21 protein-coding genes and 1 tRNA gene are annotated in these 20,058 nt (G+C 43.3%); 9 read left to right on the forward strand and 13 right to left on the reverse strand.

The genetic code is table 11. The features are described from left to right. Positions 1-25: 25 nt before the first annotated feature. From V6C21_RS10425 to V6C21_RS10435, 3 genes are all read left to right on the forward strand, one after another. Entirely contained in the window at positions 26-1,072 is a 1,047-nt protein-coding gene (locus tag V6C21_RS10425; protein ID WP_479268995.1) for an NAD(P)-dependent alcohol dehydrogenase, read from the forward strand. Between the two features lie 46 nt (positions 1,073-1,118). Next, positions 1,119-2,141 carry a peroxiredoxin gene (locus V6C21_RS10430; protein ID WP_479268996.1) on the forward strand — a complete coding sequence of 341 codons (1,023 nt, stop codon included), beginning with the start codon at positions 1,119-1,121 and terminating at the stop codon, positions 2,139-2,141. A gap of 233 nt (positions 2,142-2,374) precedes the next feature. Continuing rightward, a tRNA-Pro gene (locus V6C21_RS10435) sits at positions 2,375-2,450 on the forward strand. A gap of 744 nt (positions 2,451-3,194) precedes the next feature. Here the strand turns inward: V6C21_RS10435 and V6C21_RS10440 are convergent. The 13 genes from V6C21_RS10440 to iorA form a co-directional block, all read right to left on the reverse strand. Beyond that, entirely contained in the window at positions 3,195-3,458 is a 264-nt protein-coding gene (locus V6C21_RS10440) for a Txe/YoeB family addiction module toxin (RefSeq protein WP_479268997.1), read from the reverse strand. Next, positions 3,458-3,706 (reverse strand): type II toxin-antitoxin system Phd/YefM family antitoxin, encoded by a 249-nt coding sequence (locus V6C21_RS10445; RefSeq protein ID WP_479268998.1) that lies wholly within the window; start codon positions 3,704-3,706, stop codon positions 3,458-3,460. Before V6C21_RS10445 ends, V6C21_RS10440 begins: the two co-directional genes overlap by 1 nt. Before the next feature lie 711 nt (positions 3,707-4,417). Further along, the gene (locus V6C21_RS10450; RefSeq protein WP_479268999.1) at positions 4,418-5,653 is read right to left on the reverse strand and encodes a hypothetical protein; all 1,236 of its coding nucleotides are present in this window, start codon (positions 5,651-5,653) and stop codon (positions 4,418-4,420) included. 74 nt (positions 5,654-5,727) lie between these two features. Continuing rightward, on the reverse strand, positions 5,728-6,099 hold the full coding sequence (locus V6C21_RS10455; protein ID WP_479269000.1) for a hypothetical protein: 372 nt from the start codon (positions 6,097-6,099) through the stop codon (positions 5,728-5,730). Positions 6,100-6,181: 82 nt separating this feature from the next. Then, positions 6,182-8,014, reverse strand: coding sequence for a type IV secretory system conjugative DNA transfer family protein (locus tag V6C21_RS10460; protein WP_479269001.1), 1,833 nt, complete (start codon positions 8,012-8,014; stop codon positions 6,182-6,184). Continuing rightward, entirely contained in the window at positions 8,015-8,467 is a 453-nt protein-coding gene (locus V6C21_RS10465; protein ID WP_479269002.1) for a prepilin peptidase, read from the reverse strand. A gap of 34 nt (positions 8,468-8,501) precedes the next feature. After that, positions 8,502-9,872, reverse strand: a complete 1,371-nt coding sequence (locus V6C21_RS10470; protein WP_479269003.1) for an ArdC-like ssDNA-binding domain-containing protein — start codon at positions 9,870-9,872, stop codon at positions 8,502-8,504. 13 nt (positions 9,873-9,885) lie between these two features. Beyond that, on the reverse strand, positions 9,886-10,194 hold the full coding sequence (locus tag V6C21_RS10475) for a hypothetical protein (RefSeq protein ID WP_045085331.1): 309 nt from the start codon (positions 10,192-10,194) through the stop codon (positions 9,886-9,888). A gap of 79 nt (positions 10,195-10,273) precedes the next feature. Next, positions 10,274-10,795: a hypothetical protein gene (locus V6C21_RS10480; RefSeq protein ID WP_479269004.1), complete on the reverse strand. Its 522-nt coding sequence runs from the start codon at positions 10,793-10,795 to the stop codon at positions 10,274-10,276. Positions 10,796-11,286: 491 nt separating this feature from the next. Then, positions 11,287-11,715, reverse strand: coding sequence for an ACT domain-containing protein (locus V6C21_RS10485; protein ID WP_034838819.1), 429 nt, complete (start codon positions 11,713-11,715; stop codon positions 11,287-11,289). Between the two features lie 35 nt (positions 11,716-11,750). After that, on the reverse strand, positions 11,751-13,052 hold the full coding sequence (locus V6C21_RS10490; RefSeq protein WP_479269005.1) for a phenylacetate--CoA ligase family protein: 1,302 nt from the start codon (positions 13,050-13,052) through the stop codon (positions 11,751-11,753). After that, a complete protein-coding gene (locus V6C21_RS10495; RefSeq protein ID WP_034838814.1) occupies positions 13,049-13,639 on the reverse strand; it encodes an indolepyruvate oxidoreductase subunit beta in 591 nt (196 codons plus the stop codon). The genes V6C21_RS10490 and V6C21_RS10495 overlap by 4 nt, the downstream gene beginning before the upstream one ends. A gap of 16 nt (positions 13,640-13,655) precedes the next feature. Then, entirely contained in the window at positions 13,656-15,413 is a 1,758-nt protein-coding gene (iorA, locus tag V6C21_RS10500; RefSeq protein ID WP_479269006.1) for an indolepyruvate ferredoxin oxidoreductase subunit alpha, read from the reverse strand. Positions 15,414-15,734: 321 nt separating this feature from the next. On the opposite strand from iorA, the gene V6C21_RS10505 reads away from it, so the two are divergent. The 6 genes from V6C21_RS10505 to V6C21_RS10530 all read left to right on the forward strand — a co-directional run bounded on the left by V6C21_RS10505 (position 15,735) and on the right by V6C21_RS10530 (position 19,914). Next, positions 15,735-16,409: a ParA family protein gene (locus V6C21_RS10505; RefSeq protein WP_479269007.1), complete on the forward strand. Its 675-nt coding sequence runs from the start codon at positions 15,735-15,737 to the stop codon at positions 16,407-16,409. A 128-nt stretch (positions 16,410-16,537) separates the two neighbouring features. Beyond that, positions 16,538-16,741: a 4Fe-4S dicluster domain-containing protein gene (locus V6C21_RS10510; protein ID WP_034838809.1), complete on the forward strand. Its 204-nt coding sequence runs from the start codon at positions 16,538-16,540 to the stop codon at positions 16,739-16,741. Between the two features lie 73 nt (positions 16,742-16,814). Further along, entirely contained in the window at positions 16,815-17,879 is a 1,065-nt protein-coding gene (locus V6C21_RS10515) for a 3-methyl-2-oxobutanoate dehydrogenase subunit VorB (protein WP_034838806.1), read from the forward strand. After that, positions 17,879-18,631: a thiamine pyrophosphate-dependent enzyme gene (locus V6C21_RS10520; protein ID WP_034838804.1), complete on the forward strand. Its 753-nt coding sequence runs from the start codon at positions 17,879-17,881 to the stop codon at positions 18,629-18,631. Before V6C21_RS10515 ends, V6C21_RS10520 begins: the two co-directional genes overlap by 1 nt. Then, positions 18,631-19,167 carry a 2-oxoacid:acceptor oxidoreductase family protein gene (locus V6C21_RS10525; protein ID WP_034838801.1) on the forward strand — a complete coding sequence of 179 codons (537 nt, stop codon included), beginning with the start codon at positions 18,631-18,633 and terminating at the stop codon, positions 19,165-19,167. The genes V6C21_RS10520 and V6C21_RS10525 overlap by 1 nt, the downstream gene beginning before the upstream one ends. Positions 19,168-19,350: 183 nt before the next feature. Further along, positions 19,351-19,914, forward strand: a complete 564-nt coding sequence (locus tag V6C21_RS10530; RefSeq protein ID WP_479269008.1) for an HDIG domain-containing metalloprotein — start codon at positions 19,351-19,353, stop codon at positions 19,912-19,914. The last annotated feature ends 144 nt before the right edge of the window (positions 19,915-20,058 follow it).

Raw genomic sequence — 20,058 nt, forward strand, 5'->3', positions numbered from 1 at the left:
AATAAAAATTCAAGAAGGTGAAAACATGAATGGTAAAATGAAAGTCGGAGTTTTGAAGAGCACCGGAAATATAGTATTTGAGGAAAGAGAAATCCCTCAGATCAAAGAGAACGAAATTCTGGTAAAGATAAAACATGTCGGCATATGCGGTTCGGATTTACACTATTATGAGTACGGAAGAATCGGCGATTTCGTTGTAAAAAATCCAATCGTCCTCGGTCATGAGAGCGCCGGTGAAGTTGTAGCCGTCGGAGAAAAGGTAGCTGATCTCAAAATCGGTGACCTTGTAACGCTTGAACCCGGCTATACCTGCGGTAAATGTGGATTCTGCAAAACCGGCAGATATAATCTCTGCCCCGATGTAGTGTTTATGGCAACCCCGCCATATGACGGAGCGTTCGCGGAATATGTCGCGTATCCTGCCGACATGGCGTTTAAGCTGCCGGACGGAATGGATACGGTACAGGGCGCACTCATAGAGCCGCTCGCAGTAGGTATTTATGCTGCGCAACAGGGTAATGCCGGACTTGGGCAGTCGGCTGCTATTCTTGGCTCAGGATGTATCGGCCTCGTTACACTAATGGCTCTTAAAGCCATGGGAGTAACACGCATTTATGTGGCCGATGTTATTGAAAAGCGCCTGGCTAAAGCCGCAGAGCTTGGAGCGACAAAAGTTATTAATGCGGGTGAGCAGGATACGGTGAAAACCATTATGGAACTTACCTGCGGCAAAGGCGTTGATATGGTATTTGAAACAGCAGGCAGTAAGATTACCACATTGCAGACTGCAGAACTTGTCAAGCGCGGCGGAACTGTTGTTTTGGTGGGTATGGCTCCCGAATCGAAATTGAACTATGATATCGGAAAACTGATGGGCAAAGAAGCAAGTATAAAAACAGTTTTCAGATATCGTAATATCTACCCAATTGCAATAGAAGCCGTCCAGAACGGGCTTATTCCCATTGACAAGATTGTAACTGATACGTTTAGTTTTGATGAGCTTCCGAAGGCGATTAGATACTCTATCGATAATAAATCCGATATTGTAAAGGCGGTAATCGAATTTAAATAATCGGAAGTAAGCGGTATGCCTGCGGCAAGACCGGCAAATTTGAAACGTGCCCGCAAAATTATTGCGGGCACGTTTTTGGTTAGTCTTTGCGGTAACGTGCGGTTTCACGCCGGTATGCACAACTGAGCTTATGGCATTTGCCAAAATGGCAAATGAATTCAAATCAAACGGAAGCGAATTGCTCGGCCTCTCCATTGATTCCAACCCTTCTCATATTAACTGGAGCCGTACAATGGAGCGGTATTCCTGGAAGGATATAAAAAACCCTAAAATAAACTTCCCCATAATTGCAGATAATTTCGGTAACATAGCAAAGCTCTACGGTATGCTGATGCCTGCTGCATCCGCAACAAGAACGGTCAGAAGCGTCTTTATTATTGACCCAAGCGGCACTATTAGGGCCATTCTTGTTTACCCCGTCTCAGCCGGCAGGAATATTAAAGAGATAATGAGGCTTCTTTTAGCTCTGCAGGCCTATGACAAAACCGGCAACGCAACGCCGGCTGACTGGAACCCAGGAGACCCTCAGGTTATGCCCGCGCCACAGACCATGGCTGAAGCAGCGCAGCGGATGGAAGATAAGAAAAACGGTGCAAATTCCTGTCTTGACTGGTACATCAGCTTTACTAAAGAATCAAAACAAGAGCCTGTAATTCAATCAGTCAGGCCCGAAATGAAAGCTGCCGAAAAAAAGAGCACCCCTAACGACGGCAGCAGCTTTGATATGTCGGGAATTATCAGAATGATGGGCGCTGACGCAATACTGCCCCAGCAGAGTCAAAAACAATCTTCTTCAAATATGGCCGCTTCAAGGCTTTCCCCATCTTCTGTTTTTTCTGCCGCTTCGCCTTCAGTATCCTCCCCGTCTACTGCCCCAAGTAATCAAAAACAGGCAACTACACAGCCCTCCAAAAAACAGTCAGCCAAAACACCTTACCAGCCCTCTGCTCCATATTCCTTCGGCGGAGGAATAATGGAACAAAACAGGCTGTTATTTCCGTCAGATGATAAATTCGGTCTGAACAGAGAATATTTGATCACCCGCGACTATCCGAACAACAACAAATGATAAATATATAAAACAAGCCTCACATACATGGGGCTTGTTTTTATATGCAGATAATGCGCAGAAAATTAGCGGACCAACTTGCTTGTTTAACCTGTTTAAACTCGGCTAAAGGTATGTTATTAAAGCTTATTCCCGGCAGCATAGACTTAAAACACTGCAGAATTATTTTTAAAATTGAATTATAGTGCTTGAAATATTATTTTCTTTATGATATAATACTCAACGTCGCAAATCCGGGTGTGGCGCAGATGGTAGCGCGCTTGAATGGGGTTCAAGAGGCCGCTGGTTCAAATCCAGTCACTCGGACCATAAAATACTTATATCAAAGAAGGCATAAACCTACTTTGATATAAGTACTTTAAAGAGCAATAAAAAGCAAACCTGCCTGGTTAGGGCAGACATAGCGCTAATTTATAGCGTTCCCCCTCATCCGAGCGGGCCGCCCCCAATACAGTGACGTTGGCCGGGCGGAAGTATCATTATCCCTCTTGCGGTCATGGCGATTCAAGTGTACCACACTTGATTATTCCCTATTGGGTCGCTGCGACGCTATAAGCCCCGCGCAAGAGTTAAACGTTTGCTTTTTATTCTTTCAATTTTCAAGGTTCGTGGTTTTTTTAAGTGTTTTCAGGTGCTGGCTGAAAACACTCAAAAGGCAGACAAGTGACCAGTGCTTGTTTACCTTTTGACTGTCCTCAGAATCACTGGTAAAAAATAATCAAGGGCTTTAGTGCCTCGTAACATCATAAAGCCCTTGATAATCTATCGCGAATGTGCTAAGATTGTAGCACATTACCTGCTCCCTAAAAGGTCTTATATGATGTACCGTGTATACATCTTGTAAGGCTGCCATGTAAGTCTCGGGAAAGACTTACATGGCTGGGGAGCATTTATATTGCTCCCTCTCCTATAATTATACACCTTTTTGGACAGATTTTCAATATTTTCGGCTTAAAAAGTAAATTTTTTTGCTAAAAAAGGTAGTGCCAATTCGGCACTGCCTTTTTTCAATCCTACAGTTACCACAAAACACTCTTCATCATGAAGCGTGTCCTAAAATTCATAGTGTGTCCACATGCTTAATATTTTTATTATCTTTTCGTCTTCTAAAACCTCATAGACAAGCCTGTGCTGAATATTTATCCTTCTCGAATAAGCTCCTCGTAAATCTCCCTGTAATTTTTCATATGGTGGAGGGTTCTTAAATGGATCGTCCTTTATAAGTTCAATCAGTGCCTTTGCCTTTTTATCAAGCTTTGCAGCTTTTAGTTTCGGTATATCCTTTAGAGTTTTCTTGTAATAAACAACCGAATACATTACCACTCCACCTCATCTTCCGGAACACATTCGGAAGCAGGCGTCTTCATTCCTTCGATAATCTGCTCCTTAACATTTGGTATCGAGCTTAAATGCAGCGTTTCTATAAGGCCATTGTAGTCCTCCTCACTGAGTATTACAGCATTACCGTCCTTAGTACTGACGTTTACTGGCTCGTTGTATTTAATTGTCTGTTCGAGTATTCCAAAAATATTTTTTCTAAAATTTGTTATGTTTATGTTAATCATTATTATCTCCTCCTTTGTGTACATTATAGCGTACATTTGAGATTTTGTCAATACCTATGTACATAATTGTGTGCATTACTTTCTTGACACTGTTTTGGTCGTGCGCTAAAATCGCGTTCTTGTATCGCTGGCAAAATCCCACCTATGGCCAATTTTAAGGCTTGTAAGCCGTTTTTATCCTCAGTTCAATAAAAAACCTTGGTTTAATTTAAAATCGCTTATAGGCAAAATTTCTAGCGTATACAGGCAATGCAATTTCAGCAGGTTTTCTTGACACTGTTTTGGTCGTGCGCTAAAATCGTGTTCTTGTATCGCTGGCTCTGGAGCCTGCTGCTGATATATAATCCATAACCACTTTATTCAAGCAGCTCATGACTAATTGATTCTGCTGTCAACAGAAGTGCGAAATCATTGTAAGCACACTGCAAAATTGGAAATTTTGAGCGCATTTTTAGCCCTGTGATTTTTTATGCAGGATAAAGCGTGATATCATCAGTGATATCACGCAGGTACATCAGCCAGCAAAGCTGGCTGATTCTTTATGCTATCACTTTTGATATCATAGACATCATTTTGAAAATTGGAAATGATATCACTTTCTCTGCAAACCCGCATAGTTATTGCTTTTGTTATGATATCACCAGTGATATCACATTTTTAAGAAACCTTCATTTTTCCTTGCTTTACTGTGCTATCACTATGTCTTTGATTTTAGTTTTCCGCATGGAGTTGTTCCATCGACATCCTGATAAACTCATCCATGTCATAACTCGGTTTATCTTGTTTTTCTTTTTTGCTGTCAGCTATTGCAAGACTTCTCAGCTTTGCAGCGCGACCAGCTTTTAGCAGCGACGCCCTTAAATACTCTTCGGGTGATATTATCTGTCCCAAGCGGCTTTTTTCGGCAAAGCGTTCAATCACTCCATCAATGTCAGCAGCAGTAAGTGAGGATATTGCGTCTTCGCCGTTTTTGCGTACAATACCGCATAAGATATCCTTTAGTGGATTAATCATTTCTTTGTGCTGTATAGATTCAAGACCTGTTGCTTCGACAATTTTTTTGACTTCTTCGCTTGCTTTTTCTTTTTCGTTCTTTTTCACCTTATCATTTTTTCTATCAAAACTTCGATAAGGGGAGAAAGAGGGGATAGATATATTATCTATAATAGTCTCTATAATAGTCTCTGGTATTGTTTGGACACAGTGTCCCTTCGATTGGACACTGTGTCCCTTCGATTGGACATTTTGTCCCTTCGATTGGACATTTTGTCCCTTCGATTGGACATTTTGTCCCTTCGATTGGACATTTTGTCCCTTCGACTGGACATTTTGTCCCTTCGACTGGACATTTTGTCCCTTCGATTGGACATTTTGTCCCTTCGACTGGACATTTTGTCCCTTCGACTGGACATTTTGTCCCTTCGATTGGACATTTTGTCCCTCCGTATTCTCAGACATATTTTCAGATAAAGAATTATCATTTTTATCTCCTGTTTGTTCTGAAAAATCGACTCGATATCCTTCGAGAGAATATCCTTTCGAGTACAGTGCATCAATTATTTTTATTAGATTTACTCTGTACTGGTACTTGTGATCATAAAGAGATTGAGGGTTATTGCGACGTTCAAGAAAACCTTTTTTTACGAGGTTATTAAGTTTGCGCCCGATAGTTTTTACGCTCTCCATACTCATAATTTCATCTTTCATTTCGGCAGCAGATTTATGTATCCATCCATTCAGCAGAGGCAAATTCATATCCACTGCTTCTCCTGTCGCCTCGCAGCGCTGTTTTTCTTCCTCTATAAATTTATCAAAATCACTGACACGTTCACTCCAGTAGATCATTTGGTTCAATATAATAGCTTCGGTCAAATCACCGGTTATCGCTATGTATTCCTCTTTTATTACCGCACGTTTTACTCTGCGAGCTTCCTTTTCCTCTAACATCTTTACATCTCTCCTTAATTTACAAATAATGGGAGACGAAACATACCGCCTCCCTATAATGCAACTTATTTCAATTAACCCAAAATAAAGAAATTTGCTCGACCACAGAGCTTCTTTTGGTCATATTCTGCAAGCCGCACAAGGAAGCGTGCTGCTTCCTGTTTCGGAACCGCGTTTTCTTGAGCAATCAAATCTATAAAATCAGATAAAGAATTTGTAACCCAAATATTCAGCTTATTTACATACTGTACAGAACTTCCTCTTACAAGTCTCATACTGGTTTCCTTTAGAAGCTGCGAATAATAACATTTAGAATACTCAAGAATCGTTCTTAATGCGCGAAGATATATCATTCCATACTTTTCGGCAAAGAGTTTTACAAACTCGTCATCATCCTTTGTAAGTCTTATGGTAATAGGTTTTGCAAAAAGCTTTCTGTTCTGCATTTTTCCACCCCCTTTCAAAGTGCCGAATTAGTATTCAAAAAACACATAAAAATAGCGGGTGCCAAATTGGCACTCGCTATTTTTAATCGTCGAACATCCCAACTCTGAGAGTTGCTCTTTTCCTGGCTACATAATTTTTAATTTCATCGCTGGTGAGATAAGAAACATTTGATATTTCCACCTGCTTACTCCGTGTAAAAGGCTCTAACTTTTTAATGTAATTCCAGTAAAAATCAAGCTTAACCTTTACCGGAAGACATCCGCCTTTCATGACAACAAAAGTGCCTTTTGGCATCCCTATTATTTCACCCGGTGTCATAAGCGGGCGAGCTATCATATTGAGGTTTGTAGACGTTCTTGAGCCGGCGGAAATACTGCCTGACTGAACCGTCATGGTATCAAGCGTTTTTGATAGTTCCTCGGCTGTCGAACGTGAAGAAGGTGACATATACGAGAACATTGTTATCTGGCAGGCATCTCGTAGTATTTTTGCCATCTTCGAGTCATAATTTTTTTCGAGCTGCGCATAGCTTTGAAGCGCGATCATAAACCGTATCCCGCGTGACCTTACTGCGGTAAACAAAACATCAATGTCTTTTATCGGCGGCATATTACCAAATTCGTCCCAAAGACAAAGTACTTGGCGTGAAAGCTCACCAGACGGATTTTCATTTGCTTGTTCAATAAGATCATTCATAAGATATCGAATGAAAAGCGACGCAAAAAAATGCCTCGTCGTATTTTCGTCAGGCACAACAAGGAATATTGCGGTTGGTTCTTTAATAAAGTCTATATCATTTATTTCCGGAGACTGTTCGCAGACCATCTGTTCTAATTCGGCATCAATAAATGATACGAGCTTTCCAAGAGCAGATGAAAAAATGTTCATACTTGTCCGTACATCTGCTTTCATAGACGGTCCTGCAAAGTTCATAATTCTGTCATTGTCTACATATTTCAGAAGTTCTTCGAGGCGGTTTTTCTGTACGGTTTCAGTACTGTCTTCCGTCAAGCCGTTTAGCTCAATTAACAGCTTAAATACGGATATTATATGGCGTTGGTTTTTCTCTCCATATTCCGAAACAAGAAGTATTAGGGCTGTTATAAGTCCCTCAGAAGTTTCATTGAAAAACTGTCCGCTGTCACTTATACCCTTGACGTCAACATTTTTAACAATCGACGCCGAAAGGATTTTCGCATACCGTTCAGCTCTTGCATAATGCAATATTTTTTTGCTCTGATCGCTTTCTGACTTGTACTTGTCTATTTCTTCATTTACCGTGTTCATAAGATTAACCTTAAAGCTTTTTAACGGATAACGAAAATCAAGATATAGAACCCTATAACCGTCTTTTTCAAGCTGTTTCCCACAAGTGGAGAGTTCTTCACCTTTGCAGTCAAGTATGAGCATACTTGCGCCCTTACCTTTCGTCTTGCGGTTTACAGCACCGTTATATAGTATCGTAGGTATAAACACCCTTTTCGTCTTGCCACCGCCTGGAGGTGAGATAAGAAGTAGATTTTGATCAGAAGTATCAATTTTCCAATACTTTCGTTTGCTTTCACGCTCAATGACAAATCCAGGCTGACGTTCGTAACCGGGCTGCACTTCTGGATATTGTTTTATTTTTTCTTCTTTACTCGCCCAACGTGCAGTACCGTGCTGCCCGTTACCAACGCGGGTTGCACTTATCTCATTAAGGTTATGACCAAAAAATAATAGAGGTATTACGCAAATACCCGATAATAGTAGCTTTGCCGGCCACATATACGGTATGCATGCAAAAAATGCTGACGTCTTGTCTGCGGCGTTAAATATACTGCCTATTGAAAAAATGTATGTAAGCATACCATAAATCATAATAAAAGCGAAAATGCCGACAACGGCCTTTTCTCCTTTTGAATGAGTAAACAACTATATCCCTCCTAAAATAAGTGTAATTATAAATCCTGCTGAAATAAACGGCGCGAAAGGTATACGCGATTTTCCGTTAGCGTATCTTATTGCTATCATTACAAACGCCGCTATCCCGCCAAGAAAAAACGCAACAACAAGTGACCAAATCGCTCTTATCCCTCCAACAAAAAGGCCGGCCGCTGCGGCAAGTTTTACGTCGCCGCCTCCCATGCCTGAGTGCATAGAAATTAAAAGTATTGGTATACCACCTGCAAGAGCGCCAACAATATGACGATAAAAAGGCGGAGACAAAAAGCTATAAACAAGCCCCGTCCCCGCTATAATTATGTTTATAATGTCTGGTATCTTCATCGTCTTTAAATCTATTACAGCCGCGGCCGAGAGTTCGGCTATAAACGCCGCAGCAAGAATATATAGTGCCGTGACCGTCACTCCTTTTTGTTTTTCCATTTTGATTTTTCAGGTTCAATACTTATTACATCACTCATTCCTCCAGTCCATTGAAAAAATTTTCTTTTACCTGTTCTTTCTTCGGTTTCTGTTGCTGAGCTCGTTCCCTATTCTGATACCTGTCGCGTCCAATCGTAATTCCGCGATTTTCAAGTTCTTTATCAAGGCCTTGCGTAATGTGGTTGTAAGCTTTGCTTATCCTTCTAAAGCACTTCTCAATTGGTATGTTGTTACCCTTAATTTTATCGTAATATTGAGCGAGATAATCCTTTCGGAATTCATATAATGGAAGGTTCAGACGCCGCTGTATCATATGGCTTAGTACTTCTGCCTCAAATTCCATAATTTCTTTCGGTTGTGTGCTCGTCTTGTGCATCAATGCGTGGGCGAATTCGTGTACCATTGTGGCTACTTTCTCACTGTCATTCAACAAGTTGTTTATCGTAATTGTACTGCTGCTTGGACTATAAAAGCCTTTAAGCGCTATCGAATGGACATTGTCCTCAATTACCCTTAAACCTGACATTATAGCGAAAGATTTAAGGCTATCGCAAATAACAGCATGGCCGCCACTATCATATCCCATATCATAAAATTTCGGGTAATCTGATGTAGGACAGGTAGTCTGTGATATATCGAAAACATACGCGGTAGTGTAGTATGTTTTCTTTTTAGTTTCAACTTCATTTGAATATATCTTGTCAAGCATTTCACGCGAAGCATAGCGGACATTTTTCCACTCTTCAGTCTTCGGGTCTTTGTAGTATGTCACCTCATATGGACGCAAGATTTTTATTGCCTTTTCCCCACGCTTTACGTTATACCCAAGTTCTTTCCATCGCCTGAAGCCAGCGACAAAGGTTGCGCCTCTATTTTGCTTATGTATGAGAATAGTATTGTTAAGGCTGTAAATCCAAAATCTCGACTTAAAGTCTATAAGTTCCGCCATTAGACGAGGATCACGTTTATAGTTCTCTATTTCTTTAATAATACTGCGACTTATTTTATCAAATTCAGTATCATGTGAATCTGCCTTGTTGTAAACTCTACGGACTTTGTTTTGTCCTTTTAACAGCTCATGCCTCGCCATAACTCGGTTAAAATCTTCATCGGAAAGTCTTATACCTAATTTTTTTACATCTGAATAAACAGAAGCCGGATCTATTATGTATTCGACGTCCGTTTTTACATAGCTGTCATGATGGAGGCCATTTTCTTTGGTTTTTGAAACAAACACGGAACCTGGATATTTTTTATTATCCTTATACGTTTTATCAGATGTTATGTTGAAGCAAATATATTCCCCTGTTTCGGTCATCCCGGCAACAAGCAAAAGACGCCGGGCTTCCTCCTTTGAGTCGTAAAATTTTATTGTTCCCTGAACGATTTCATGATTATTTTCCATTTCAAAACACTCCTTATTTCTTAAATTTGAACACAAAAAAGAGCCGCAATAACGGCTCTGATAATTTATTATTTATTACCATGCAGGATTTTCGACCATGCATCCCAGCTTCCGCAATGCAAAAAACTTCATTTTCTTTCCCTGATTCGCAGAATTCAATGAGCTGAGTGTATTTACCGTCTTCGCCCTTATCCTTTAGTATATCTATAGAGTCGTAAGGGAAAACATTGAGAAAAAGTTTGGCAATTTCAAGGACTATGCTGGTTTCAGGTAGTATTAATTCCGCAATTATCTTCTCCCCATAAGGTGTTCCACTCCACATTTTATATAAAGTAAGTAATATGAGATTAAAAAGGCACTGAAATTCAATTGAATTTCAGTGCCTTTTTACCTAAATATTATTAGTAAGCTATCATCGTGTCCCCGTCAAACTGAATATGATAGGGATTATCTATTGTTCTTTCCTCTTTGTAAGTGAGAAGCTCGTCAGCCTGTGCCTTTGTCAGCTTCTGAGCATCCGGAACAGTTATATAAAAATAAGTGTTCTGCGGATGAAGTGGATGGGCGATTATTGCTTTTGCTGGGTCATCTGGACCGGTGGATTTTTCTATCGCTACAGCACAGATACCCTTTTGAGATAATCCGTTATTAAGTTCGTTCAGTGCAAAAAGCATTTCAGCTTCGCTGTCGCTTAATTCTTCAATCGGCTTTAAAAACCGAGCTTCGATCTGTTCTCCGAGAAGAAACTGCTCGGCATCTTCCTCCGGCAGCTCCGTAAACATATATTTTCCGCTGTCTGTCTTTACAATTACCTTTCCGTTAATGTAATAAATTGCCTGATTTGGTTCTTGCATTAAAAATTCTTTCTCAGCTGCATAAATCGATACATCCTCACTAATCGGCTGCTTTACTTCTTTAATCATATTGTTTTCTCCCTTTCTTAATATGATTTCGTCAGCATAATTTTGCCGACAAGAATGTTTTCTGCGGACTCTAAACCTCGCGGCCCTATGTGTCCCATGAAGTTTAATGTCTGCAGAATGACCCAAATCATATCGAGTATCACTGCCGATTGTGTAAGCGATTTCACGCATTGGAAGTAGCGACGTATATGCAGCTTCTTGTCTGTTATTATTTTGATATTATAACATATTTTTAGTAGGAATACTACCTTTTTGCAGCTGATTTAAAACAAACTCGGCGTAGTTGTTACCAGCGGCAACAGAATATTTGAGCTAACATCTTTGCTACCCTATTCCTTTCGGCGCCTTCACTGCGACTAAGAAGCTTCCAGAGAGCAAATTCTGTATTGCTATTATTCATTTTCGCAGCAGTTCCATATAAGCAAAAAGGGGCTGTATCCAACACTGATAAAACCCAGTGTTTGATACAGCCCTTTACAATATTTCAACTGTTATAGATTATAGAGTTCTTCTGCTTCCATTACAGAAATACCGTTCTGCTTAAGTACTTCAGTCGCTTTTTCATTATCGGAAACCTTAAAGATTACCAGCGCTTTTCCGCCCACTTTTCCGGCAAAGGCATACATATATTCTATTGCTATGTCCGCTTTCTGGAATATAGACAGTACTTTTGAGAGTGCGCCCGGTTCGTCAGAAATGCCTACCGCAAGCACTTCCTTTACTATGACTGTGAATTCCGCCTCGTTAAGCACTTTGTTCGCAAGCTCAGGGTCGTTGACAATAAGACGCAGTATGCCAAAGTCTGTGGTATCGGCGATAGACATGGCACGGATATTTATTCCGCTGTCAGCAAGCGTTTTTGTTACTTCGGCAAGCCTTCCCTCTTTGTTCTCAAGGAAAACGGAAATTTGTTTTACCATAACAACTCACCCCAGTTTTATATTTGTTAAGACTGCTATATCCTGCGGTTGTCAATTACGCGCTTTACCTTGCCCTCACTGCGTACCAACGTTTTCGGCTCAACCATACGCACTTTGGCATTTATCCCAAGTACCGTATCAAGCCTTGTCCTGATCTTTTGCTCAACATTTTCGACCTCTTTTACCTCATCCGAGAAAATAGACGGGTTCATTTCAACCTGAACCTCGAGAACGTCCATATTATCAACACGATTGACGATAATCTGATAGTTTGGGGTAGTACCCGCAACCTCGAGAAGCACGCCTTCAATCTGGGACGGAAATACGTTGACTCCACGAATAATCAGCATGTCATCGGAACGGCCAGTGACTTTCTTCATTCTCGCAGTCGTGCGCCCGCATGAGCACCTTTCCGTCACAAGCTGTGAAATATCATGGGTGCAGTAGCGAATAAGCGGAAGCCCCTCTTTTGACAGCGTCGTGAAAACTATTTCGCCGGTACTTCCCTCCGGCAAAACTTCTCCGGTATCTGGATCTATTATTTCCGCTATAAAATTGTCCTCCTGTATGTGCATGCCGTCCTGTGCCTCACATTCGCACGCGACGCCGGGACCCATAACCTCGCTGAGACCATAGATATCAATGGCTTTAATGCCAAGGCTCCGCTCAATATCGGCGCGCATCTGCTCCGACCACGGCTCAGCGCCGAAAATGCCCAACCTAAGCTTTGTGTCCTCCGGCTTTATACCCATTTCTGCCATTGTTTCGGCTATATAAAGGCAATATGACGGCGTACATGCGAGGACAGTCGTTCCGAAATCAACCATGGTCTGTATCTGGCGCTTTGTATTGCCGCCGGAAATCGGAATAACTGAAGCTCCGATCTTTTCACAGCCATAATGGATACCCAGCCCGCCGGTGAACAGTCCATATCCGTAAGCAATCTGGACAATGTCGCCGCGGGTAACGCCGGCTGAGGTCAAAGCCCTCGCAAGACATTCCGCCCACATGTCGATATCGTGAGCAGTGTAGCCGACAACGGTTTGTTTGCCCGTCGTTCCAGATGAAGCATGAATACGGACAATCTGCTCCATTGGAGCGGCAAACATACCGAACGGGTATGTATCTCGCAGATCCTGTTTATATGTAAACGGCAAAAGCTTTAAGTCATCAACTGACTTTATATCGCCGGGCAAAAGACCAATTTTCTGCATTTTTTCTCTATAGTGCGGAACATTGGTGTAAACATATTTAACAAGCCTGCAGAGTTTTTGTGACTGGATATTCCTAATCTCGTCCCTGGACATTGTTTCAGCGTATTCGTTGAAATATTTCACTTACAGCTTCCCCTTTCAAATCCCATGTCAAACGCTTTGAGGTTAAGCTCTAACGCCTTTTGCGGGACGCATTTCGCCACCGAATCGCGCCATATCTCGCGGTCAATCCCTCCAAGGCCAAGTCCCGCCATCACGCCGATAAGCACAATGTTTACCGCCCTGATGTCGCCGCACTGAGTGGCAATTTCAGCAGCGTCGAGCGTTATCGCGTTAATATCGCTCTTCTTGAGAGAATCAATAATGCCTTCAGGATATTTTTCCGCACCTGCAATAACAGGCATCGGGTCAATTTGCTGTTCATTGACAATCAATGTGCCCTGCGGTTTTAGATATTTCAAAAAGCGTACAGCTTCAAGCGCCTCGAAGGACAGTATCAAATCCGCGTCACCGATATCTACAAGCGGCGAATTTACCTTTTGACCGAAACGCACATATGTTACAACACTTCCGCCGCGCTGTGACATTCCATGAACTTCCGAAACCTTTACGTCATATCCGGCGGCAAGCGCTGCTCCGCCGATAACTCGGCTTGCGAGAAGAGTGCCCTGACCGCCGACACCGACAATCATTATATTCATTCCCTGCATAATCTCCATTACTCCTTTACCTTACAATAGCGCCAAAGGCACACATTTTTGTGCAAAGGCCGCAGCCGCAGCACAGAGCATTGTTAATCATAATGCCGTCATCTTTCTTTACTATTGCCGGACATCCAAGTCGCATGCAACTGCTGCACTTTTTGCACTTTTCGGTATCAATAGCGTAAGGCGCCCCGTAATGAACATTTTTGAGCAGAGCGCAGGGACGCTGCGAAATGACAACTGAAGGCTCTTCCACAGCCGTTTCCTCGCGAAGAACCTTTTCGAATTCTTTAAGGTCGAACGGGTCGCAGATTCGGACGCGCGAAACGCCGATGGCCTCGCAAAGCTTTTCGAGGTCCACCTGTTTTGTCGGCTCGTTCTTTATGGTAAAGCCGGTGGTCGGGTTGTGCTGGTGTCCCGTCATACCGGTTATTGAGTTGTCAAGGATAACAACTGTAGATACGCCTTTGTTGTAAACTATGTCGATAAGTCCCGTAATACCCGAATGGATAAATGTAGAATCGCCCAGAACAGCAATCGTCTTCTTTGCAAAATCCTTGCCGCGTGCTTTTTCCATGCCGTGGGCCATGCCTATGCTGGCACCCATGCAGACGCAGGTATCCATTGCTTCCGACGGCGGCAGAGCACCGAGCGTATAGCAGCCGATATCGCCGCAGACGGTAAGCCCAAGCTTTTTAAATACAAAGAACGCTGCTCGATGGGGGCACCCCGGGCACATAACCGGCGGCCTCTGCGGAATATTGCCGAACGCAGCAGGCTGTTTGAAGTCTTGACGATAGTCCTCTTCAACAAGGTCAGCGCAGATATCGGCAAAGCTGTTCCTGACCATATTTGTAGAAAGCTCGCCCTGAAGCGTCAGCCTCTCTTTTCCGATGACCTTTATGCCGAGCTTTTTGATGTGGTCCTCGAAATACGGTTCAAGTTCCTCGACGACAATGAGGGTTTTGACCTGCGACGCAAAATCAGCGATTTTCTTTTCCGGAAGCGGATAGACAAGGCCCAATTTTAAGAAACTCGCCTTTGGATAAGCTTCCTTTGCATATTGGTATGCTATGCCCGAGCAGATTATACCGACCTCACGGCTGCCCCATTCAATACGATTGAGCTCCGTTTCTTCAGCAAATTCCCGCAAGTCATTGTCGCGTTTCTCAACAACCTGATGGCGTACTTTCGCCATGCCCGGCATCATGACATATTTTCTGAAATCCTTCTTATATTCCTTTAATTTATAGTCCTCGCGCGGGGATGTTTCAACAAGGCTCTGGGAATGAGCGATTCTTGTGGTCAGCCTTAAAAGGAAGGGCGTGTCAAACCGCTCGCTCAGTTTGAGGGCCTCACGTGTGAAATCATAACACTCTTGGCTGTCGGCAGGCTCAAGCATCGGGACATGCGCAGAGCGGGCGTAATAGCGGCTGTCCTGCTCATTCTGGCTCGAGTGCATGCCCGGGTCATCGGCAACAGCTATAATCATACCGCCGTTTACGCCTGTGTACGAAACGGTAAAAAGCGGGTCTGCAGCGACATTTAAGCCGACGTGCTTCATGGCGCAGATTGAACGCGCACCGGCAACTGACGCGCCGATAGCAACCTCAGTCGCTACTTTTTCATTCGGCGCCCATTCGCTGTAAACATCATCAAACTTGGCAATATTCTCTGTAATCTCTGTGCTTGGCGTTCCGGGATATGCCGAAGCAACCGTACCGCCGCCATCGCGGAATCCGTGTGCAACGGCTTCATTTCCTAACATCAATCGTTTCAATTCCATACCTCCAAAAAGCGTCTGCGTTCTTTTTCTTTTACCAATAAATGTCCTTAAAATAAACGTATTTTTATGTATCAATGAATATACATAGATATACAAATTGCATCTAATTCTTGAGTTTTAAATGTGAACCGGTGCATATTTAATAATGTATGTTAATATTTATTCTATCACATTTGTTTGTGCTGTTCAATGTGCATTTTGCAAGGCCGTTCCAAAAAAAATTCTTTTTTACGAAATTTACTGCCAATTTATTTGCCCCTATACGCTATTATGTGATATAATAGTAAACACATCATGCATCAAGGGGTTATTTAATTGGTAAGTATAACTTCAAAACGAGTAATCATAATCACAGGCCATTACGGCAGCGGAAAAACCAATTTTGCTATAAACCTCGCCCTTGACATATCGCATAACGAACGGGTCTGTCTTGCAGATTTGGATATAGTTAATCCATATTTCAGAGCGGCGGACAGCAAAGATATATTGGAAAAGTCAGGAGTGCAAGTTTTGGCTCCGATTTATGCGGGATCAAACCTTGATATACCAGCCCTGCCGCCTCAGTTTTATTCACTTTTTACTGATAAATTAAGGCGGGTTATCCTTGATGTAGGCGGTGATGACGCCGGAGCGGCTGCTCTTGGGCAATATGCAAAGATTATCAAAGAAGAGGACAACTTCGAGCACCTCTATGTAATCAACGCCCGCAGAGCGCTGACCCAGACGCCAGAGGATGCCGTTCAAATCCTTCATGAAATTGAGGCCGCTGGCCATGTTCCAATAACCGCTATTGTCAATAACACCAACCTTTCAAACGAAACCGATGCCGGAATTGTCCGGGAATCCGTCGCGTTTGCAAATGAGGTATCGCGCCTGTCTTCCCTTCCTATTAAATGCACTACGGTCAAAGAATCAATAGCCAAAGAGCTTTCCGACATAGAGAACATCTATCCAGTAAAAATTTATGTCAAAACGCCTTGGCAGGAATGATTTCAGCTAATAAATATACAGTACGTTCTACGTATTGCTTCATATATAAATAATCTTACGGTTTTACCGAAAACATTACGCCAATCTCACCACCGCGGTGATTTTATATATTCTTAGGAGGTGTCGCAATGCCAAAAGTCACTGTCAATGAAGACTTGTGCAAAGGCTGTGGACTGTGTGTAACAGCCTGTCCGAAAAAAATTATGGTTCTAAGCGATAAGCTTAACAAAAAGGGATATCACCCGGCCCATGTCTTTGAAATCGAAAAATGCATAGGCTGTGCTATGTGTGCCGTTATGTGTCCCGATGTCGCCATTAAAGTCGAAAAGTAATTTTCCGGCTTGCTTCACATTTCGTAAGTCTTTTGGAACTTTTCAATTGTAAATGAACGGAGGTTTTTACATAATGGCTGAAAAAGTATTAATGAAAGGAAATGAGGCACTGGCCGAAGCCGCTATTCAAGCAGGCTGCCGCCATTTTTTCGGCTACCCGATTACGCCTCAGACTGAAGTCGCAGCTTATATGTCAAAGCGCATGCCTAAAATCGGCGGTACATATCTGCAGGCCGAATCAGAAATCGCTGCCATAAACATGGTTTTGGGTGCTGCATCCGCCGGCGTACGTGCTATGACATCATCTTCCTCGCCTGGAATTAGCCTTAAAAGTGAAGGTGTATCATATATAGCGGGTTCCGATCTGCCCTGCCTGATTGTAAACGTCGAAAGAGGTGGCCCTGGCCTCGGCGGTATCCAGCCGTCACAGTCCGACTATTGGCAGGCCACACGCGCCCTCGGCCACGGCGATTTCCAGCTCATCGTCCTTGCTCCTTCAACCGTTCAGGAAATGGTCGATTTTGTATTTTTGGCATTCGACCTTGCAGATACATACCGTATGCCCGCTATGATTCTCGCCGACGGTATGCTCGGCCAGATGATGGAACCGGTCGTCATCGAGAAACCGGAAAACCACAATATTCCGCCAAAAACCTGGGCTACAACAGGCACAGAGTGCAAGAGAAAACACAACATCATAAACTCACTCTATCTGAAACCTGAAGAGCTTAACGAAATAAACGTCAAGCGCTTTGAAAGGTATGAGATAGTCAAAGCTAAAGAAGCACGCGCAGAATGTCTCTATACTGAAGACGCAGACCTTATTGTAACAGCGTTCGGTGCGACATCCCGAATAGTCAAGAGCGCCGTCAAAGCTGCCCGCGAGAAGGGCCTCAAGGTCGGCGTTATACGTCCTATCACGCTCTGGCCGTTCCCGGTTGAAGCATATAAGAAAGCTGCAAAGACTGCAAAGGCTTTCTTGTCAGTTGAAATGAACATGGGACAGATGGTTGACGACGTTAAACTCGCAATCGACTGCTCACGCCCTGTGCATTTCTTTGGACACACCGGCGGCGTAATTCCCACCCCCGCCGAAGTCCTCGAAAACATTGAAAAAATCCTGGGAGGTGTTCAATAATGGCTGTAGTGTTCGATAGACCCCACGCACTTCTCGACGTGCCGTTCCACTATTGCCCCGGCTGCACGCACGGCATTATCCACAGGCTGGTGGCTGAAGCCATTGACGAGCTTGGTATTGAGGGCAAAACAATAGGTGTCGCACCTGTTGGCTGCGCCGTTATGGCATACGACTACTTCGCATGCGACATGGTTGAGGCCGCTCACGGACGTGCGCCCGCAGTTGCAACCGGACTCAAGAGAGCGCTTCCCGACCGCATAGTTTTCACATATCAGGGCGACGGCGACCTTGCCGCTATCGGTACCGCTGAAACCGTTCACAGCGCTACCAGAGGGGAAAACATCACTGTTATCTTCGTCAACAACGCGATTTACGGCATGACCGGCGGACAGATGGCGCCGACAACACTTCCGGGCCAGGTCACACAGACAACTCCTTACGGCAGAGACGTCAAATACGCCGGATACCCTGTCCGCGTATGCGAGATGCTCTCAACGCTTGACGGCGTTGCCTATGCAGAGCGCGTTTCCGTCGACTGCGTAAAGAATATAAACACCGCTAAAAAGGCCATCAAAAAAGCTTTCGAGAATCAGATTAAGGGCCTTGGATTCTCAATTGTAGAGGTTATTTCAAGCTGCCCGACAAACTGGGGTATGTCCCCGAAAGACGCACTGCAGTGGATTCGGGACAATATGATCCCCTACTACCCGCTCGGTGTTTATAAAGACAAAACGCAGGAGGTGGACAAATAATGGCTTTCACACACAGCATACTGCTCGCTGGATTCGGCGGTCAGGGCATACTTTTCGCAGGTAAAGTCATCGCTTATGCGGGCCTTGTCGACGGCCGCGAAGTTTCTTGGCTCCCGTCATACGGCCCCGAAATGCGCGGTGGCACAGCTAACTGCAGTGTTACAATTTCAGACGAGCCCATTGGTTCGCCGCTTATCATAAACCCATCCATTCTTATTGCCATGAACCTCCCGTCCCTTGATAAATTTATCAATAATGTCATTCCCGGAGGCATTGTCATTGTCGATTCCACACTCATCAACAAGAAAGTTGAACGCACCGACGTTAAAACATTCTATGTTCCGGCAACAGGTCTTGCAGACGAAAAGGGTCTCCGCGGCCTTGCCAACATGATTATCCTCGGCAAGCTGCTCAAAGAAACCAAGTTTGCGGATTATGATTCGGTTATCGCCGGACTTCGCAAGTCAGTCCCCCCGCGCAAGGCACAGTTGATTGACTCGAATATTAAGGCAATCGGCATTGGCATGGAACTCTGATAACTTTTTGAAAACTTCCGCCGAATATGGCCCATGTATTATGGGATGTCATATTCGGCGGATTTTTTATTATAAATAAGGCTTTTTTGAGCATTAATAATTATTGCAATAAATATTGACTTCTGTGCTCATCAGCTATAAAATAATGACATTAATACACATTTAAAAGGAATTATAAAATGTATGAATATATATGATAAAGATTTTTATGCGCACAGCGATAAAGATCGCAATCTTAAACAATATCTGAAGTGCATAGAGGATCTCCTGGCAAACGACAAAGTAAAATCCATGTCAAAATACATCCAGCACAGCGATGTTAACTGCCTTGAACATTCTCTATCGGTTTCATATTACAGCTTCATAGTCTGCCGTTATTTGCATCTTGACTGGCGCTCTGCGGCTCGCGGCGGGCTGCTGCATGACCTTTTTCTTTACGATTGGCATAAGCCGCACCCCGGCAGGTTTCATGCCTTCTCTCACCCCTCTATTGCTCTTAAAAATGCCGAAATCTTTAACCTGAATAAAACCGAAAAAGATATAATTAAAAAACGTATGTGGCCTTTGACGATAATTCCGCCGCGTTCCCTTGAATCGCTTATCGTCTCTTTAGTGGATAAATACTGCGCCTTTATTGAATCCTCTGGACTGCGCTACGCTTTCCCTATATTTCGCTTTCGCGGCCATCTTTTCGGAATGAACGAACGGTATATCCGCAATATGGTTATTGCCCAACCAGATTACTAAATTTAAAAGCCCCGGTTTTATGATCCGCCCCTGTCAATGTAGACCAGGGAAATAATTAAAACATGGTTATTGAATAGCTACTGCCAAATGGTGGTAGCTCTTTTTATGCAGCAAACTTTGCCTTGTACTTCAGAATCCGTTTGT

The sequence above is a fragment of the [Clostridium] cellulosi genome (genome assembly GCF_036762875.1).
Taxonomy (GTDB): Bacteria; Bacillota; Clostridia; order Oscillospirales; family Ethanoligenentaceae; genus Ruminiclostridium_D; species Ruminiclostridium_D cellulosi.

Excerpts from the sequence above, each read along its gene's own strand:
- V6C21_RS10485 (WP_034838819.1), bottom strand. The coding sequence starts at position 11,715 with ATGGTAAAACAAATTTCCGTTTTCCTTGAGAACAAAGAGGGAAGGCTT.
- V6C21_RS10520 (WP_034838804.1), top strand. The coding sequence starts at position 17,879 with ATGGCTGTAGTGTTCGATAGACCCCACGCACTTCTCGACGTGCCGTTC.
- V6C21_RS10455 (WP_479269000.1), bottom strand. The coding sequence starts at position 6,099 with ATGCAGAACAGAAAGCTTTTTGCAAAACCTATTACCATAAGACTTACA.
- V6C21_RS10525 (WP_034838801.1), top strand. The coding sequence starts at position 18,631 with ATGGCTTTCACACACAGCATACTGCTCGCTGGATTCGGCGGTCAGGGC.
- V6C21_RS10530 (WP_479269008.1), top strand. The coding sequence starts at position 19,351 with ATGAATATATATGATAAAGATTTTTATGCGCACAGCGATAAAGATCGC.
- V6C21_RS10495 (WP_034838814.1), bottom strand. The coding sequence starts at position 13,639 with ATGCAGGGAATGAATATAATGATTGTCGGTGTCGGCGGTCAGGGCACT.
- V6C21_RS10470 (WP_479269003.1), bottom strand. The coding sequence starts at position 9,872 with ATGGAAAATAATCATGAAATCGTTCAGGGAACAATAAAATTTTACGAC.
- V6C21_RS10475 (WP_045085331.1), bottom strand. The coding sequence starts at position 10,194 with ATGTGGAGTGGAACACCTTATGGGGAGAAGATAATTGCGGAATTAATA.
- V6C21_RS10445 (WP_479268998.1), bottom strand. The coding sequence starts at position 3,706 with ATGATTAACATAAACATAACAAATTTTAGAAAAAATATTTTTGGAATA.
- V6C21_RS10510 (WP_034838809.1), top strand. The coding sequence starts at position 16,538 with ATGCCAAAAGTCACTGTCAATGAAGACTTGTGCAAAGGCTGTGGACTG.
- V6C21_RS10515 (WP_034838806.1), top strand. The coding sequence starts at position 16,815 with ATGGCTGAAAAAGTATTAATGAAAGGAAATGAGGCACTGGCCGAAGCC.
- V6C21_RS10465 (WP_479269002.1), bottom strand. The coding sequence starts at position 8,467 with ATGGAAAAACAAAAAGGAGTGACGGTCACGGCACTATATATTCTTGCT.
- V6C21_RS10440 (WP_479268997.1), bottom strand. The coding sequence starts at position 3,458 with ATGTATTCGGTTGTTTATTACAAGAAAACTCTAAAGGATATACCGAAA.
- V6C21_RS10480 (WP_479269004.1), bottom strand. The coding sequence starts at position 10,795 with ATGATTAAAGAAGTAAAGCAGCCGATTAGTGAGGATGTATCGATTTAT.
- V6C21_RS10425 (WP_479268995.1), top strand. The coding sequence starts at position 26 with ATGAATGGTAAAATGAAAGTCGGAGTTTTGAAGAGCACCGGAAATATA.
- V6C21_RS10450 (WP_479268999.1), bottom strand. The coding sequence starts at position 5,653 with ATGTTAGAGGAAAAGGAAGCTCGCAGAGTAAAACGTGCGGTAATAAAA.